The following is a 15,334-nucleotide window of genomic DNA, read 5'->3' as shown; positions in this document are numbered from 1 at the left end:
CATACGGCCGCAAGGCTATGAGCATTGTTAGAGCGTGATGTCTTTAGCTGAATAGTTATCCCGCTCTAATCTTTTGATTGCGCATGATCTTATACGAAAACCGGTTTCCACTTTTCGGGATCATGCTGAGTACCCGCTGCAACTGTGTTGGGACGGTTGCGGCACACCACCCTTATTTTCTGCTATCACACAATTACGGAGGCCGTTATGGCACCTCGCGTTCTCGTTTCGGATAAATTGTCACCAACCGCAGTGCAGATCTTCAAAGATCGCGGCGTTGAAGTGGATTATTTGCCGGATCTCGGAAAAGACAAAGAAAAACTGCTCGAAGTTATCGGCCAATATGATGGTCTGGCGATCCGTTCCGCTACCAAAGTGACCGATAAGCTGATTGCAGCAGCAAAAAACCTTAAAGTGGTTGGCCGCGCTGGTATCGGTGTGGATAATGTGGATATTCCTGCTGCCTCGCGCCGCGGTATCATCGTGATGAATACGCCTTTTGGTAATTCGATCACCACTGCGGAACATGCGATTGCGCTGATGTTTGCTGTTGCCCGCCAGTTGCCGGAAGCTGACCAGTCAACCCGCGCCGGTAAGTGGGAAAAGAACCGCTTCATGGGTGTGGAAATTACCGGCAAGACGCTCGGTGTCATCGGTTGCGGTAATATCGGTTCGATTGTTGCAACCCGCGCCATTGGCCTCAAAATGCATGTGGTGGCTTTCGATCCGTTCCTCTCGGAAGGCCGTGCGGAGGAACTGGGCGTTGAGAAGGTCGAGCTGGACGATCTGCTGGCACGCGCTGATTTCATCAGCCTGCATACGCCGATGACCGATAAGACCCGCAATATCATTAATGCGGAAAACATCGCCAAGATGAAAGACGGCGTGCGCATTATCAATTGTGCCCGTGGTGGTCTGATTGTTGAAGCTGATCTGGTTGCGGCCCTGAAATCGGGCAAAGTCGCCGGTGCCGGTATTGACGTGTTTGAAGTAGAACCGGCAACAGAGTCCGAATTGTTTAATTTGCCGAATGTGGTCTGTACCCCGCATCTTGGTGCTTCGACCTCGGAAGCGCAGGAAAATGTGGCGCTGCAGGTTGCCGAGCAGATGGCCGACTATCTGATCAAGGGTGCTGTCACCAATGCGATCAACATGCCGTCGATCACTGCGGAAGAAGCACCGCGCCTCAAGCCGTTTGTAAAACTGGCTGAAGTTCTGGGTGCCTTTATTGGTCAGGTGACGGATGAGCCTATTCAGGAAGTGGAAATCCTGTTTGACGGTTCCACCGCAGCCATGAATACCCGTGCTTTGATGAGTGCGGCGCTGGCCGGTCTGATCCGCCCGCAGGTCTCCGATGTCAACATGGTATCGGCACCGGTGATGGTGAAAGAACGCGGTATTATCGTATCAGAAGTGAAGCGCGATAAATCCGGCGTGTTCGACGGTTACATCAAGATCACTGTGCGCACGACAACACGCACCCGCTCGATTGCCGGCACCTGCTTCTCCGATGGCAAGCCGCGCTTTATCCAGATCAAAGGTATCAATCTGGATGCGGAAGTTGGTCAGCATATGCTTTATACCACCAATAATGACACGCCGGGCATGATCGGCTGGCTGGGTACAGTTTGCGGTAATCACGGCGTGAATATTGCAAACTTCTCGCTTGGTCGTGAGCGCATGGGCGGCGATGCGATTGCGCTTCTCTATCTGGATGAGCGTATTCCAGATGCGGTTCTTGATGTGTTGCGTGCCAATGAAGCCATTGTGCAGGCACGCCCGCTGGTCTTTGATATCGCTGCGGATTGATTAGAGAGCGAACTCTGATTATCTAAAATGAACAGGCATCCCGGAAAGCGTTTTGTGCTTTTCGGGATGTGCTTTATCAACTGACGGGAAATTGACGAAGCATTCCGTCATATGAATAAAGGCAATGATTATGTCTGAGAATAAAGCGTCGCTGACTGCTGACTGGCGGCTGATGCAGCCATCCGACTTGTCGGAAGTGCATGATATGAGCTGCATTGTGCATCCGGATTTTCCTGAGGATCCTGCTATTTTTGCTGACCGGCTGAGTGTCTTTGCTGCCGGTGCTTTTGTGTTGCAGGGTGACAAACAATTGCTCGGTTATAGTTTCAGCCATCCGTGGATGCGTTTTTCCGCACCGGCGCTGAACACGCTTTTACATCAGGTTCCGGAAGGCGCCGACAGTTTCTATATGCATGATGTGGCATTGCTGCCGCAGGCACGTGCATTCGGTGCCGCACGCAAGCTGGTGACACTGCTCGTGGAAACGGCTGAAGCGCATGGTTTCGACTCACTGTCGCTGGTGGCCGTGAACGGATCGCAGCCCTATTGGGAAAAACAGGGATTCTCCGTGCAGGATGTGCCGCATTTGCAGGAAAAACTGCTCAGTTACTCCGAAGATGCCCGTTTCATGATGCGCAATCTGGCAAAATAAGCCAGTTTTTGCAGGAAGAGGTACGATTTCCGGCAATCGGGAGTCGCACTTTTTGTTGTGACGCTGTATAGAAGCTCACGTTCTGTAAAAAATACGGGCTTGCATAAGCACGCGTTTTAGAAAGAGCGGGCCTAAAGCGGCATGTGTCACAGGCTCGATTCAAATTCCAAACAAGCTGTACATTCTGTACTGAGGAGTTTTCTTCATGGCTAATGTGATCGTCGTCGGCTCGCAATGGGGCGACGAAGGTAAAGGTAAGATCGTTGACTGGTTGTCGGAACGCGCTGATGTAATCGTGCGTTATCAGGGCGGCCACAATGCCGGTCATACTCTGGTGATTGACGGTGTAAGCTATAAGCTGGCACTGCTTCCTTCCGGCCTCGTACGCGGCAAACTTTCCGTTATTGGTAACGGCGTTGTCGTCGACCCGCATCATTTCGTGACAGAAGTTGAAAAGCTGCGTGCACAGGGCGTTGAAGTGACCCCTGAAGTTCTGCGCATTGCTGAAAATGCTCCTCTGATCCTGTCTCTGCACCGCGAACTGGATGCGATCCGTGAAGACGGTTCTGCCGGTCTGAAAATCGGCACCACCAAACGCGGTATTGGCCCTGCTTATGAAGACAAGGTTGGCCGCCGTGCCATCCGCGTGATTGATCTGGCTGAGCCTGAAAGCCTGCGTCCGAAAATTGAACGCCTGTTGACCCATCACAATGCGCTGCGTCGCGGTATGGGACTGGCCGAAATTTCGGTCGACAGCATCCATAATGAACTGACAGAAGTTGCTGACAAGATCCTGCCTTATGTGGATCAGGTCTGGAAGATTCTGGACGACAAGCGCAAAGCCGGTGCCCGTATTCTGTTTGAAGGTGCGCAGGGTGCGCTGCTCGATAACGACCACGGTACTTATCCGTTTGTAACTTCGTCCAATACTGTTGCCGGTCAGGCTGCAGCCGGTTCGGGTCTTGGCCCGACAGCAATCGGTTATGTGCTCGGTATTACCAAGGCTTACACCACCCGCGTTGGTGAAGGTCCGTTCCCTTGCGAACTGGATGATGCAATCGGTGAACATCTCTCGACCGTTGGTCGTGAAGTCGGTGTAAACACCGGCCGTTCCCGCCGTTGCGGCTGGTTCGATGCGGTGCTGGTCAAGCAGACTGTACGCACTTCCGGTATTACCGGTATTGCGCTGACCAAGCTGGACGTTCTTGACGGTCTGGACGAGATCAAAGTTTGCGTGGCTTACGAGCTGGACGGCAAGCGTATTGATTATCTGCCAGCCTCGATGGATGCACAGGCACGCGTCAAGCCGATCTATGAGACACTGGAAGGCTGGAAAGACACAACTGCCGGTGCCCGTTCATGGAATGAGCTGCCAGCACAGGCTGTGAAATATGTTCGCTATATTGAAGAGCTGATCGGTACGCCGGTTTCCATGCTCTCGACCAGCCCTGAGCGTGACGATACAATTCTGGTAACAGATCCGTTTCAGGACTAAAATTTCTGAAATCATGTGATTTGAAAAAGGCGGGATTTCGATCCCGCCTTTTTTGCCTTTTATGCCCCTTGATTGCGCAAGCGGAGTGCTCCATGTTGATCAGGGGACGATTTCAGGGTGATAGGGGACTTTTTAACGGTATTTTATCGTTTATGTTCGTCTGTAAGGTGTTGAATTACACAGTAAACTTTGCATTCGTTAAGACTTATGTTTAATAAAACATTCAGATTTCATCTGATTTTCTCATGAATAGGCTGATATGGCGCTGTGCAAAAGCGCTTGGAGAGGCAGATTCAGTCGCCAGTAACGGATTTGGAAGAGTATGGCAGATTTTGCAGCGGTACTGAAAAAGACAATTGATGCTCAGGAAAATCCTGATCAGGCGCTTCGTCAGCGTGTCTATGCGAAGGCCCGCTCCACGATCGAGCAGAAGCTGACGGCTGCAAATGCGCCGGACGCGGTTGCCCAGCGTCAGCGCCAGATGCTCGAAGCGGCGATTGAGGAAGTTGAAACCGATTACCGTGCTGCCGAGCGCGCTGCTGAAGAAGCTGCACAGCCGGAGCAGGCGACTGATCCACTGGAAGATTTTCTGAAGGCAGTTCAGGAAGCCGGCGTTGCTGATGAGCAAAATGCAGAACCTTCTGTCTTGCCGGATGATCCGCATGACAGCACATTGCATGGCAATACGCAGGATGACTGGCAGAACGACCGTGATGACACATCCGGTTTTGCCGAGCGCTCCTCTTATAATGACTATGATGAAGAACCACGCAGCCGCAGCTCCAAAGGGCTGATTGCCGGACTGATTGCAGTTCTGCTGCTTGGCGGTGCCGGTTATGCAGGCTGGACCTATCAGGATCAGATCAAGGATTATGTTTCTTCGCTCACAGCCGGTTCAACGGATAGCGGTGAGGGGACAGATGCAGGCGAAGATGCCGGTGATGAACCGGACACCGGAACAACAACGCCGCCGGAAACAACACCGCCTGCAACGAATAATGACAGTGGCAGTAATGCTGATAGCAACACAACACCGGCACAGACCAAGCCTGAAGGCGAACAGAAGCTGACCCAGCGTTTGCTGCCGGATGGCAGTGAAGTGGATGCAGGGACTTCCGGTGACAAGCCGACAGTCGGTGAGGGAACCTCCAATGCACCGGTGACAGGAACTGCTCCGGCGACCAATGGTCAGCCTGCGGCTAACACGAATACACAGGCGCAGACTATTCCGGTCGGACAACCGGCTTTCTTCTATGAAGAACAGCGCGGCGGTGAAACATCGGCTGCAATCAAGGGTAATGTTGTCTGGTCAGTGGTGCAGGATTCACCGGGCGAAGGTGTGCCGGATGAACCGGCAATCCGTGCCGATGTCAGCTATCCGGACAGAAAAATCAATCTGCGCATGACCCTGCGCCGCAATGCGGATCAGTCAATTCCTGCAAGCCATCTGATCGAGATGATCTATACAGTGCCGGATGATTTCGACGGCGGCGTGATTGAGAATGTGCAGCGCGTGACCTTCAAGGATTCCGAACAGGCCGCAGGTAATCCGCTGGCAGCTATTCCGATGAAGATCGCGGATAACTTCTTTCTTGTGGCATTGAATGATGCCCGTACGGCTGTTGATATGAACCTGTCGCTGATGCGCCGTCAGCAATGGATTGATATTCCGATCACCTATCGCAATGGTCGCCGTGCGCTGATCAGCATTGAAAAAGGTGTGCCGGGTGATAAAGTCTTTGATGAAGTGCTGAAAAGCTGGGGCAACACAGCACCGGCAGCCAACTGATAAGAATAAACAGGGCAAGAGCGTGTGACGCAGATTCAACACGCTAAGCTCTGTGGTAATAAAAAACCGCCTTGTACTTTGTTACAGGGCGGTTTTGTTTTATTCCGGATGCTAAACGGGATATCCGTTTTTATGCAGCTTCAGCAGAGGCCATGACAGCCTCTTGTACTTTTTCAAAAGCGCGGACTTCAATCTGACGGACACGTTCACGGCTGATGCCGAATTCGGTCGACAAATCTTCAAGCGTAACCGGTTCCTCTGCCAGACGACGGGCTTCAAAAATCCGGCGTTCACGGTCATTGAGCTTGGACATCGCTGATTCAAGCATGGTGCGGCGGCTGTTCAGCTCGTCTTCGTCAATCAGAACCTGTTCCTGAGAGGCGCTGTCATCCACCAGCCAGTCCTGCCATTCACCGCTTTCACCTTCCGAAGCGCGGATCGGCGCATTCAGAGATGCGTCGCCGCTCATACGGCGGTTCATGGATACGACTTCTTCCTCAGAAACGCTCAGACGGTGAGCGATTTCTTTCACCTGTTCAGGGTTCAGATCGCCGTCATCCAGCGCCTGAATCTTATTCTTAGCCTTACGCAGGTTAAAGAACAGACGCTTCTGGTTTGCGGTGGTGCCCATTTTGACAAGGCTCCACGACCGCAGCACATATTCCTGAATCGAGGCCTTGATCCACCACATAGCATAGGTGGCGAGGCGGAAGCCGCGTTCCGGTTCAAAGCGCTTGACCGCCTGCATCAGGCCGACATTGCCTTCTGAGATCACTTCACCGATCGGCAGGCCGTAGCCGCGATACCCCATGGCAATTTTGGCCACAAGACGCAGGTGACTGGTAACAAGTTTATGGGCGGCTTCCGGATCAGCATGCTCGCTATAGCGTTTTGCAAGCATATATTCTTCCTGAGGCTGAAGCATCGGGAAGCGGCGGATTTCATCGAGATATCGTGTCAGACCACCATCACCTGCGGTGATAGCCGGTAAAGTTGCACGGGCCATATAGCACCCTCCTTTTTGTGACAGGTTCCCATTGAGGCGAACCCGCGTCTGTATGATAACCATTTCAGACAGTTCGTCGCATAAAGTGAGTATATAGGAAGAATTTAGGCGAAAACACGGTCAAAGTGACAAAACACGAGAATTTTATCAAAATGACTACAGAATTAAATTTTAGAAGCGTGTTTTAATTAACATATTGAAAATCAATAATATTATTGTGACGGAATGTCTGTAGGGAAAAAACAACCGGGAGCAAACATGCCGCCGCTCCCGATTGTTACAATTATTTAATATGACGAACCGGTTTTAATCAGCTTTTAGACCGCCATGGCGGAAGGCTTCGAGCAGAATCTGCATATCTTCCGGCATGTCAGCCGTGAATTCCATAAATTCACCGGTCATCGGATGTTCAAAAGCCAGCAACCGTGCATGCAGTGCCTGACGATGGAAATTCTGTACAGTTGTTTTCAGTTCGTCAGTCAGACGGTTAGCCTTGGTTTTATAAGCGCCGCCATATTCACTATCGCCGATCAGCGGATGGCCGATATGCGCCATATGCACACGGATCTGATGGGTGCGTCCGGTTTCAAGGCGGCACTCTACGAGGGAAGCGAGTGCTGTGGCATCGCTGTTCTCACCGAAACGCTCTTCAATTGTATAATGGGTGATGGCGTAGCGGGCATCTTCACGATCTTCACGCACCACTGCCTGTTTGGTGCGGTCACGATGTGAGCGGCCGAGATGGGCGTCAATTGTACCGGCAGGGCGCTCGGGCATACCCCAGACCAATGCCATATAGGCACGTTCCAGCAGTCCGTTGCGGCCGTGATCGGCAAATTGTGCGCTTAAGTTCTGATGCGCCTTGTCATGTTTGGCGACAACCAGCACGCCGGATGTGTCTTTATCCAGCCGGTGAACAATGCCCGGACGTTTGACGCCGCCGATACCGGAGAGGCTGTCACCGCAATGATGTATCAAAGCGTTAACCAAAGTTCCGGTCCAGTTGCCATTTCCCGGGTGTACAACCAGTCCGGCAGGCTTGTTGACCACAATTATGTCATTATCTTCATAAAGGAGATCAAGCGGAATGTCTTCCGGCTGTGGTTCAGCGGGTTCGGCCTCCGGAATGTGCAGTACAATCGTTGAACCTTCGCGCAATTTGTGCTTAGGCTCACTCACAGTCCGGTTGTCTACCTGTACATGGCCGGCACTTATGAGTGATTGGATGCGATTTCGTGAAAGATCAGGCGTGAGTTGAGAAGCAAGCCACTGATCCAGCCGCTTCCCTGCGGCATCTGCGTCGGCAATTAGCTCTTTCAATCGTCTCTTCCCTTCGTTATCACGCCTCGCGATATCAGTAATCGGAGACCTTAATGCAGGACCACTATTATCAAGAGCACCCGGAACAGCAGCAATATGCTGCTCAGACGTATCAGGAGCCTCAACTCGATCCGGCTATGGAACGTGTGCGTCGTAAAATGGTTCGCCTGCTGATTATATCAATCGCCATTATGGTGATAGGTCTTATGGCGGTGCTGGCTGCGGTTGTCTATAAAATCAACAAGGCACCCGATACAGCAGAAACTGAAACAGCTCAATCGGATATTCCGGGACAGGCTCCGAAAACAGACGCGCAGGCGCAGAATGCAGAAGGCAAAGCTGCCGAGCCGCTGCCAATGGTTGAATCCCAGCTGGAACTGGCTCCGGGGACACGCCTCCTGTCACAGAGCCTCTCGGGTAATCTTGTATCGCTTGAGACCCTGCTGCCGGATGGCGGTACCGAGATCATGATTTATGACTATCGCCAGTCGCGCTTTGTCGGACGTATGCGCCTCGGCAATCTCGAATAGATTTCTGTTTTGACAGATCAGCTCCGCACCGGCAGTACCGGTGCGGAGCTTTTTGTTGTCTGCAAATTTCCGCTGGGCATGTATTGGACATATATAAGTGCGGGATAAACTATTGCACAACAACAGTCTGGCCGGATCAGGGCTTTGCCTGACCGGTATTCATTTATAAGTTGCACATCAGAGATTCTTCATTCCAGTTGGTTTGACGAGAGTTCCAAGTTTTGTAAAAGTGACATCTGAAATCGTCACGGTTCAGTTCCGCTGATGGTGCAGACATAGTATGCGTGTTTCACCCGCAATTGCGCTTGGCGCTGTGTTTAAGGCACAGTGTCGGGTTCTATGGGGATTTTAATAATGAAAAATGATTATGAAAAACAGCTTCGTGATGCGGGTGTACGGATCACGCGCCCCAGACGGGTTATTCTGGATATTCTGTCCCAGACGGACGGACATCCGGATGCGCTGGAAATTTTCAAGCGTGCTGTTGAAGTGGATAACAGTATTTCATTATCGACTGTCTACCGGACCATGAAATTGCTGGAAGAGCAGGGGGCTATTCACCGTCATGCTTTTGACGGCGGGCCGTCGCGTTTCGAGCAGGCAGGTAATCAGCATCACGACCATCTCATTGATATGGAAACCGGTGATGTGATCGAATTTCATTCAGAAATGATTGAGAAATTACAGGAAGAGATAGCCCGCTCGCTGGGTTATGAAATTATCCATCACCGTTTTGAACTCTATGGCCGCAAGCTGAAGAAATAAATTCCGGCGCGTTTCAGAATTTATTTTTAAATAATGCAGTTTCGTATGAAACTTATTGCCTGGATGGGCGTTATGAACCTTGTGAAAGGCTGACTTTCCGCCCCCTCACAAGTTCGGCCTTTCACCGACCGCGGGCACGCCCCCTAATCCCCGGTCCGCGCGCTCACGGAGCTGTTGTTCCGGAGCGCGCTATTTTTTTATGCCATCCAAGAGAATTTAAAGTAGAGCGACCTTTGTGCGCCCAACGGGGCGCTCTGATGCAGCAGATTTAATATTGCGCAATGGCTCAGCAGCGGGATATTTCCGGCGAGCTTAAAAATCGAAATTCCGGTGGGGAATGCGCAGATAATATTCTACGCTCTTATCCTCAATCCTGTAGCAGGCCGTACCACTGACGGCCTGAGGAACGATCCGCAGCAAAACTGCGCTGCCGAAACGGGATGTTTCATAGGATTTTACTTTAAGATCTGACACTTCATCATGCATGTGGTTTTCTGCAGCTAATATATCCGGCGGACGGCCTGACAGATCGTTTTCCGTTGCAGGACTTGTTTCCTTCCAATGAATAATCAAATCCATCTCGCCTTCACCGTCCGGCTCCAGCTCCGCTGAAATCGTCAGGCTGCCGTTTTCACAGGCCAGTGCGCCATAGGAGGCGGAATTGACAATCAGCTCATGGAAAGCAAGGCCGACATGCAGTGCTGCTCCGGGGAAAAGATAAACATCTTTTCCGGTAATCGTCAGGCGCGGATCTTTGGGATGGATGTATTTTTCCAGCTGCGAATGCAGCAATTCCCGAAAGGCTGCGCCATGCCAGTTGGAATCCGTTACCAGATCCTGCGAATTGGAAAGGGAATAGAGACGGCCGCGGAATTTTTGCAAGAACTGATCCACCGAGCCGGAGAATCGTGCTGTCTGCATGGCGATACTCTGAATAATGGCCAGCAGATTTTTTGAGCGGTGGCTGACTTCGCGCAACAATATTTTGAGAACCTGTTCGCGGTGTTTCAGCTCGCTTATTTCAACGGCAGTCGTGACGATGCCGATAGTTTCGCCGCTTTCATCCTTGTCGGAATCGATGAAGAATTCGTACCAGCGGGGATTTTTCTTGTCGGGGAACGAAATTTCCAGACGCTGGGCATCGCCGGTCGCAAGCAGCTGGCTTTTGGCAGTTGTCAGTCTGGCCGCAATATCTTTGGGCATCAGGTCGCTTTCGCTGATGCCCGTGCGCCATGGCAAAAGCCAGAACTCCGGCAGATTTTCCACCCAGGTGTAATTCATATCCGTGGTTTGATAAAAAACCGAAACATTACTGTTTCTTATGGCTCGCAACATAGAGCGCAACCGGATCTGAGCGGCACTGCTATATCCTGAAACGGGCGAAGTAGGAGCCATAGTCTGCGCTTTCTGTGCTTAAAACCGGCATAAGCTGCGGTACAGGATTGCTCCGCACAAGACAGGTTCGGGACGCGTCGCGGGCGTCCCGTTCAGATGTTTTCGGATCGGATTGCTTTGCAGCATTTATGCTTTCCTTATGATGCTGGCGATCAGTGACAGCAACAGTAAGCCGAGGAAAATAAAGAACAGAATTTGCGCTATGCCTGTTGATGCACCGGCAATACCACCAAAACCCAAAGCACCGGCGATAATGGCGATAATCAGAAAAACAACAGCATAATATAACATGTCAACCTCCTCTTGCAGGCAGGTAAAGAATTGCCCGCTTTATGGAATGACCGGATTTTTGAAGGTCATTGCATGTTAAAATAACGCCCGTTGCGGGTTTTGGTTCCGGCTAAAGCATTTTCAGCTCAAATCCCTGTTCAATTTGCCAATTATGATGCTCTTGCCAGCGAACCTTCTTCAAAAAACAGCGCCTGACTGATAAGCGCCTTCACCATATCCGGATTGAACGGCTTGGTGACGAGGAAGGTCGGTTCCGAGCGTTCCCCTGTCAGAAGACGTTCCGGAAAAGCGGTAATGAAGATAACCGGAATTGTATCACTTTTGAGAATATCATTGACTGCATCGATGCCTGAACTGCCGTCTGCAAGCTGAATATCCGCCAGAACCATTGATGGTTTTTCTGCCTTATAAAGTGTCAGCGCTTCCTGATGGGTGCGGGCGATGCCCACAACTTCATGTCCGAGCGTCTCCACCATCTGCTCAATATCCATGGCAATCAGCGGCTCATCTTCAATAATCAGAATGCGGGTGGCAACGTGGCGGGAAATTTGTTCCGAGGCTTCCGTCAACAAGGCGGAAAAACCGGCTTCGTCCTCCTGCATAATCTCTGCGGCTTCTTTTTCATTAAAGCCTTCAACGGAAACCAGAAGGAAGGCCTGACGCGAACGCGGGGTCAGCATTGCCAGATTATTTGCGGCCCGTTTTTCCCATGCATGCTGAGAGTCAGTTTCCGGAATTTCGACAGAAGTACGGTCGAAAATACTGGAATAAAGACGATAGAGCGCTATCTTATCGGATGAGGCCTCAGGAAATACAGAAATATCATCGATCAGAGTTTCGAGAATTGCTGCAACATATGCATCTCCGGCTGACTGAGAGCCGGTCACGGCGCGTGAGAAACGGCGCAGATATGGCAAATGTGGTGCAATACGCGTGGACAATGACATTGAATGCTCCATTTATATGGGCTGATAGGATTACAGCCTGTTTATGGTTCTAACGGCTGACTATAAAAATTGTTCCTGTGTTTGGGAACTAATTATTCACGCCCGCATTATGACTTGGATACAGCGTCTCAATCGGGCAGGGTTTTAGTGCTTGAAACAGGGCCGCACCAAGGCCGCATCAAGATCACATCAGAGCCGCAACAGAGCTCTGGTGGCATTAACCGGAATACGACTGAGATGACCAACACTAAGAAACCGCTTCAGGATCAAGACAACGCTATGACCTCATTTTCGCGCGATTTTTCCGCGCAAGGCGGCTCGCAGGCCGGCAGTTTGAATAAAGGCGATGAACTGGGACCCAATTCCGAGATCGGTTCCAAATTGCGTGCTCTTTATTCCAGTATTCAGGATGAAACGATTCCTGACCGTTTTCTTGATCTTTTGGAGAAACTGGATCAGGCTGAACGTAAATCTGCTTCTCATTCAAGGAATTGACAGGAATGGCGGAGGAGAGAGACGAATTCAAGCGGCTGATGCTTGCGGCCCTGCCGGGCTTGAGGGCTTTCGCAGTATCTTTATCAGGTCAGCAGGATAAAGCTGATGATCTGGTGCAGGATACGATTATGAAAGCGTGGGGCAAGCGCGACAGTTTTGAAATGGGCACCAATATCAAAGCCTGGCTGTTTACGATTTTGCGTAATGAATTTTACAGCCAGATGCGTAAGCGCGGCCGTGAGATACAGGATACGGACGGGTTGTATACGGAGCGGCTGGCCGTTCATCCGTCACAATACGGATCGCTGGATTTGCAGGATTTTCGCAAGGCTCTGAACGAATTGCCGGATGATCAGCGTGAAGCCATTATTCTGATCGGCGCTTCCGGCTTTTCCTATGAGGAAGCTGCAGAAATCTGCGAATGTGCTGTCGGCACAATCAAGAGCCGTGTCAGCCGTGCGCGTGTCAGGCTGCAGGAGTTGCTCGATGTTAAAGGTAATTCCGATTACGGCCCCGACGATACGTCGTCCCAAGTGACGATGCGCTCTTTCTAAACGGTTTTTGCGATCATCAGAGTGTGACCGATTGATTACCTGTCATGCGGAGCGGAGATTTATTTGAAGATTATTGCTGTTCTCAACAGTCAAAGCGGCACTTTGCGGACGATGGATATTGATGCGTTTATTGATGACGCATGCACTGCTTTTGCTGCTGAAGGGCATGAACTGTCCTGTGTATTGACGGATGGTGATGATATTCTTGCCGCTTTGGAAAAGGCCGCACAAAATCATGATTATGATGTGCTTCTGGCCGGTGGCGGTGACGGCACTATTTCTGCTGCAGCTGCACTGGCCTGGCAGAATGATAAAATTCTGGGCGTGTTGCCAGCCGGTACGATGAACCTCTTTGCCCGCTCACTGAATATTCCGCAAAATGTTACTGAGGCCATTCACGCACTGGCAAAGGCCGGTGCTGAAAATGTTGATATCGGCACCTGTAACGGTCAGTCCTTTGTGCATCAGGTGGCAATCGGCCTGCATCCGATGCTGGTCAGATATCGTGAAAAATATAGCTATGCTTCACGGGTGGGGAAAATTCTGGCGAATTTCCGCGCTATGGGGCAGCTGATTACCCATGTACCGCGTGTGAAAGCGGTTGCAGATATTGACGGGCGTTCCGTTAAAGGAGTGTATTCTGCCCTTGCCGTGTCGAACAATCCTTACGGAGACAGCGTGCTGCCCGTAGCACCGGATGTGCAGACAGGCCATCTCGGTTTTTATCTGGCAAAGCCTCTTCCCGTCAGCGGTATGCTTAAGCTGTTTTGGGATATTGCACGCGGACAGTGGCGCAGTAATCTGGCGATTGAGGAAGATCAGGCGCGTTCAGTTCAGCTGAAAATCCTCAATCATAAAGCGCATCAGTATATGTCTGTTGACGGAGAATTGCTGCCCTTACCGGCCGAGCTGGATATCCGGATTCATCCGGCGGCATTGCGCGTGCTGGTGCCGCAGAGTGAGAACTGACTGGTCAGAATTGGCGAGTGTATGAAAAAAACACCGCACAAATCGCTTTGTGCGGAGTTGGTTTATAGCCGGAGCTAGACGTATCCGTGACATGCTCTAGCACAAAGGCTCTCTAAAGCGTTGCTGCGCCGGTCTCATCCGAACTAACACCCAGAGCTTCGAGTGCAAGTTCAATTTCCCGCAAATCCTTGTTCAGCCCGTCATCAGGATCCATGCCGCCTTCTGTTGCGGCGCGCTGAAGATCGCGCGCATCTTCCTGAAGTTTCAGAATAGCAGCAGATTTGTCCAGATTGGTGAGGGACATATCTGCGAGGATCTCATTAAGCTGTGCTTTTGTCGAACTGGTCATCAATGGTCTCCTTAGGGTTTGGCTTTGCGGACTGAGCTCCTTGACCCGAACATTGCGGCCCTGACACTGCGAAGGGAGAGGGGGCGGAACCTATCCGCCCTGATCCTGCTTTTTATTGCCGGATTTTTTGTCCCGCGACAGCAATGTCACTGCAATCAGTCCTGCAAGCGGTACTGCTAAAGTTAAAAGCGGTTTTTTGAGCAAGGTCGGTACGGCGGCAACCGCTGCTGCTGTGAGCGCTGCATTGGTGTCAATCGCAGCGCGTCTTTCTTCTAGACGGCGTTTCTCGGCCTTATCCATCACGCGGTTGACGATATAGGCAAGGATCGCCAGCACCACACAGCCGGTTGTGATCATCAGAGCTGCGATAATCAGACCGTATTTCATCATGAGAATGAAAAAGACTGCGAGGAGCAGAAAGAACGCACCTGTGAGCAGCGCCACGGCCATAATCGCATAGAGAATGGCACTGCGCTTGGCACGCTGCGTTGCGGCCTGCACTTCGCTGCCGATAATGGCTGAAATGACCGGTGTGAACAATTTCAGCATATCAGCGCCGTGTCAGAGCTGCGAAAAGATAACCGAACGCGGCAGCCAGAGCGATTGATGTGACCGGACGTTCCTGAACATAATCGGTGACCTGTTGCTCAAGGGAACAGGCACTGTCCTTCAGGGAGCTCAGAGCATCTTCGCCCTGTTCATAAATATCCTGATAGGCATCGGATGCATCTTGTCTGGCCTGATTGATTTTTCGTGAGCCCATTTCTGTCAGTGTTGCGGCAATCGATGCAATATCTTCTTTAAGCTGGGCAATCTGTGCCTGCAATTCTGCTGTGCTGTCGTCCTGAATGTCATTTACGATTTTGGTATCACGAGCCATGGATGCCTCCGGAAGCTGAAATTTCAAATGACTGAGCAATTTCATTTTCTTTGAAACTGCTCAGTAATATTGTCTGGGTTCAGAAATA

At 51.1% G+C, this 15,334-nt stretch carries 17 protein-coding genes; 9 read left to right on the top strand and 8 right to left on the bottom strand.

Going from position 1 to position 15,334, the window contains the following annotated elements; translation table 11 throughout:
- Positions 1 to 207: 207 nt before the first annotated feature.
- The 4 genes from serA (at position 208) to K1X45_RS07735 (ending at position 5,745) form a co-directional block, all read left to right on the top strand.
- On the top strand, positions 208 to 1,809 hold the full coding sequence (gene serA, locus K1X45_RS07750; protein ID WP_022710547.1) for a phosphoglycerate dehydrogenase: 1,602 nt from the start codon (positions 208 to 210) through the stop codon (positions 1,807 to 1,809).
- Positions 1,810 to 1,939: 130 nt separating this feature from the next.
- Positions 1,940 to 2,461, top strand: coding sequence for a GNAT family N-acetyltransferase (locus tag K1X45_RS07745; RefSeq protein ID WP_220160299.1), 522 nt, complete (start codon positions 1,940 to 1,942; stop codon positions 2,459 to 2,461).
- A 205-nt stretch (positions 2,462 to 2,666) separates the two neighbouring features.
- Entirely contained in the window at positions 2,667 to 3,956 is a 1,290-nt protein-coding gene (locus K1X45_RS07740) for an adenylosuccinate synthase (RefSeq protein WP_022710549.1), read from the top strand.
- Between the two features lie 322 nt (positions 3,957 to 4,278).
- The gene (locus K1X45_RS07735; protein WP_220160298.1) at positions 4,279 to 5,745 is read left to right on the top strand and encodes a transcriptional regulator; all 1,467 of its coding nucleotides are present in this window, start codon (positions 4,279 to 4,281) and stop codon (positions 5,743 to 5,745) included.
- A gap of 130 nt (positions 5,746 to 5,875) precedes the next feature.
- On the opposite strand, the gene rpoH is transcribed toward K1X45_RS07735, so the two are convergent.
- Both rpoH and K1X45_RS07725 read right to left on the bottom strand, forming a co-directional pair.
- Positions 5,876 to 6,751 carry an RNA polymerase sigma factor RpoH gene (gene rpoH / locus K1X45_RS07730; RefSeq protein ID WP_022710551.1) on the bottom strand — a complete coding sequence of 292 codons (876 nt, stop codon included), beginning with the start codon at positions 6,749 to 6,751 and terminating at the stop codon, positions 5,876 to 5,878.
- Between the two features lie 306 nt (positions 6,752 to 7,057).
- On the bottom strand, positions 7,058 to 8,071 hold the full coding sequence (locus K1X45_RS07725) for an RluA family pseudouridine synthase (RefSeq protein ID WP_220160297.1): 1,014 nt from the start codon (positions 8,069 to 8,071) through the stop codon (positions 7,058 to 7,060).
- A 53-nt stretch (positions 8,072 to 8,124) separates the two neighbouring features.
- Here K1X45_RS07725 and K1X45_RS07720 point away from each other — a divergent pair, with 53 nt between their 5' ends.
- The gene (locus K1X45_RS07720; protein WP_075657321.1) at positions 8,125 to 8,601 is read left to right on the top strand and encodes a hypothetical protein; all 477 of its coding nucleotides are present in this window, start codon (positions 8,125 to 8,127) and stop codon (positions 8,599 to 8,601) included.
- Between the two features lie 339 nt (positions 8,602 to 8,940).
- Entirely contained in the window at positions 8,941 to 9,366 is a 426-nt protein-coding gene (locus tag K1X45_RS07715) for a Fur family transcriptional regulator (RefSeq protein WP_028233722.1), read from the top strand.
- A gap of 312 nt (positions 9,367 to 9,678) precedes the next feature.
- Here K1X45_RS07715 and K1X45_RS07710 read toward each other — a convergent pair whose 3' ends face one another.
- The 3 genes from K1X45_RS07710 to K1X45_RS07700 form a co-directional block, all read right to left on the bottom strand.
- The gene (locus K1X45_RS07710) at positions 9,679 to 10,701 is read right to left on the bottom strand and encodes a sensor histidine kinase (protein ID WP_255560898.1); all 1,023 of its coding nucleotides are present in this window, start codon (positions 10,699 to 10,701) and stop codon (positions 9,679 to 9,681) included.
- Between the two features lie 186 nt (positions 10,702 to 10,887).
- Positions 10,888 to 11,052: a DUF1328 domain-containing protein gene (locus K1X45_RS07705; RefSeq protein WP_022711298.1), complete on the bottom strand. Its 165-nt coding sequence runs from the start codon at positions 11,050 to 11,052 to the stop codon at positions 10,888 to 10,890.
- 149 nt (positions 11,053 to 11,201) lie between these two features.
- Positions 11,202 to 11,999 carry a response regulator gene (locus tag K1X45_RS07700; protein ID WP_075657367.1) on the bottom strand — a complete coding sequence of 266 codons (798 nt, stop codon included), beginning with the start codon at positions 11,997 to 11,999 and terminating at the stop codon, positions 11,202 to 11,204.
- Between the two features lie 279 nt (positions 12,000 to 12,278).
- On the opposite strand from K1X45_RS07700, the gene K1X45_RS07695 reads away from it, so the two are divergent.
- The 3 genes from K1X45_RS07695 to K1X45_RS07685 all read left to right on the top strand — a co-directional run bounded on the left by K1X45_RS07695 (position 12,279) and on the right by K1X45_RS07685 (position 14,017).
- The gene (locus K1X45_RS07695; protein ID WP_220160424.1) at positions 12,279 to 12,494 is read left to right on the top strand and encodes a NepR family anti-sigma factor; all 216 of its coding nucleotides are present in this window, start codon (positions 12,279 to 12,281) and stop codon (positions 12,492 to 12,494) included.
- Between the two features lie 5 nt (positions 12,495 to 12,499).
- Complete coding sequence (locus tag K1X45_RS07690; protein WP_022711295.1) at positions 12,500 to 13,048, top strand: RNA polymerase sigma factor; 549 nt, start codon at positions 12,500 to 12,502, stop codon at positions 13,046 to 13,048.
- 63 nt (positions 13,049 to 13,111) lie between these two features.
- Positions 13,112 to 14,017 (top strand): diacylglycerol kinase family protein, encoded by a 906-nt coding sequence (locus tag K1X45_RS07685; protein WP_220160295.1) that lies wholly within the window; start codon positions 13,112 to 13,114, stop codon positions 14,015 to 14,017.
- Positions 14,018 to 14,129: 112 nt separating this feature from the next.
- Here K1X45_RS07685 and K1X45_RS07680 read toward each other — a convergent pair whose 3' ends face one another.
- The 3 genes from K1X45_RS07680 to K1X45_RS07670 all read right to left on the bottom strand — a co-directional run bounded on the left by K1X45_RS07680 (position 14,130) and on the right by K1X45_RS07670 (position 15,246).
- Positions 14,130 to 14,366 carry a hypothetical protein gene (locus K1X45_RS07680; RefSeq protein WP_220160294.1) on the bottom strand — a complete coding sequence of 79 codons (237 nt, stop codon included), beginning with the start codon at positions 14,364 to 14,366 and terminating at the stop codon, positions 14,130 to 14,132.
- Between the two features lie 90 nt (positions 14,367 to 14,456).
- A complete protein-coding gene (locus tag K1X45_RS07675; protein WP_116089025.1) occupies positions 14,457 to 14,915 on the bottom strand; it encodes a hypothetical protein in 459 nt (152 codons plus the stop codon).
- A gap of 1 nt (position 14,916) precedes the next feature.
- On the bottom strand, positions 14,917 to 15,246 hold the full coding sequence (locus K1X45_RS07670) for a YqjD family protein (protein ID WP_028233720.1): 330 nt from the start codon (positions 15,244 to 15,246) through the stop codon (positions 14,917 to 14,919).
- Positions 15,247 to 15,334 lie beyond the last annotated feature (88 nt).

This window comes from Pseudochrobactrum sp. Wa41.01b-1, assembly GCF_019464455.1.
Classification (GTDB): Bacteria; Pseudomonadota; Alphaproteobacteria; order Rhizobiales; family Rhizobiaceae; genus Pseudochrobactrum; species Pseudochrobactrum saccharolyticum.
This window is presented reverse-complemented; position numbering and strand designations above follow the sequence as displayed.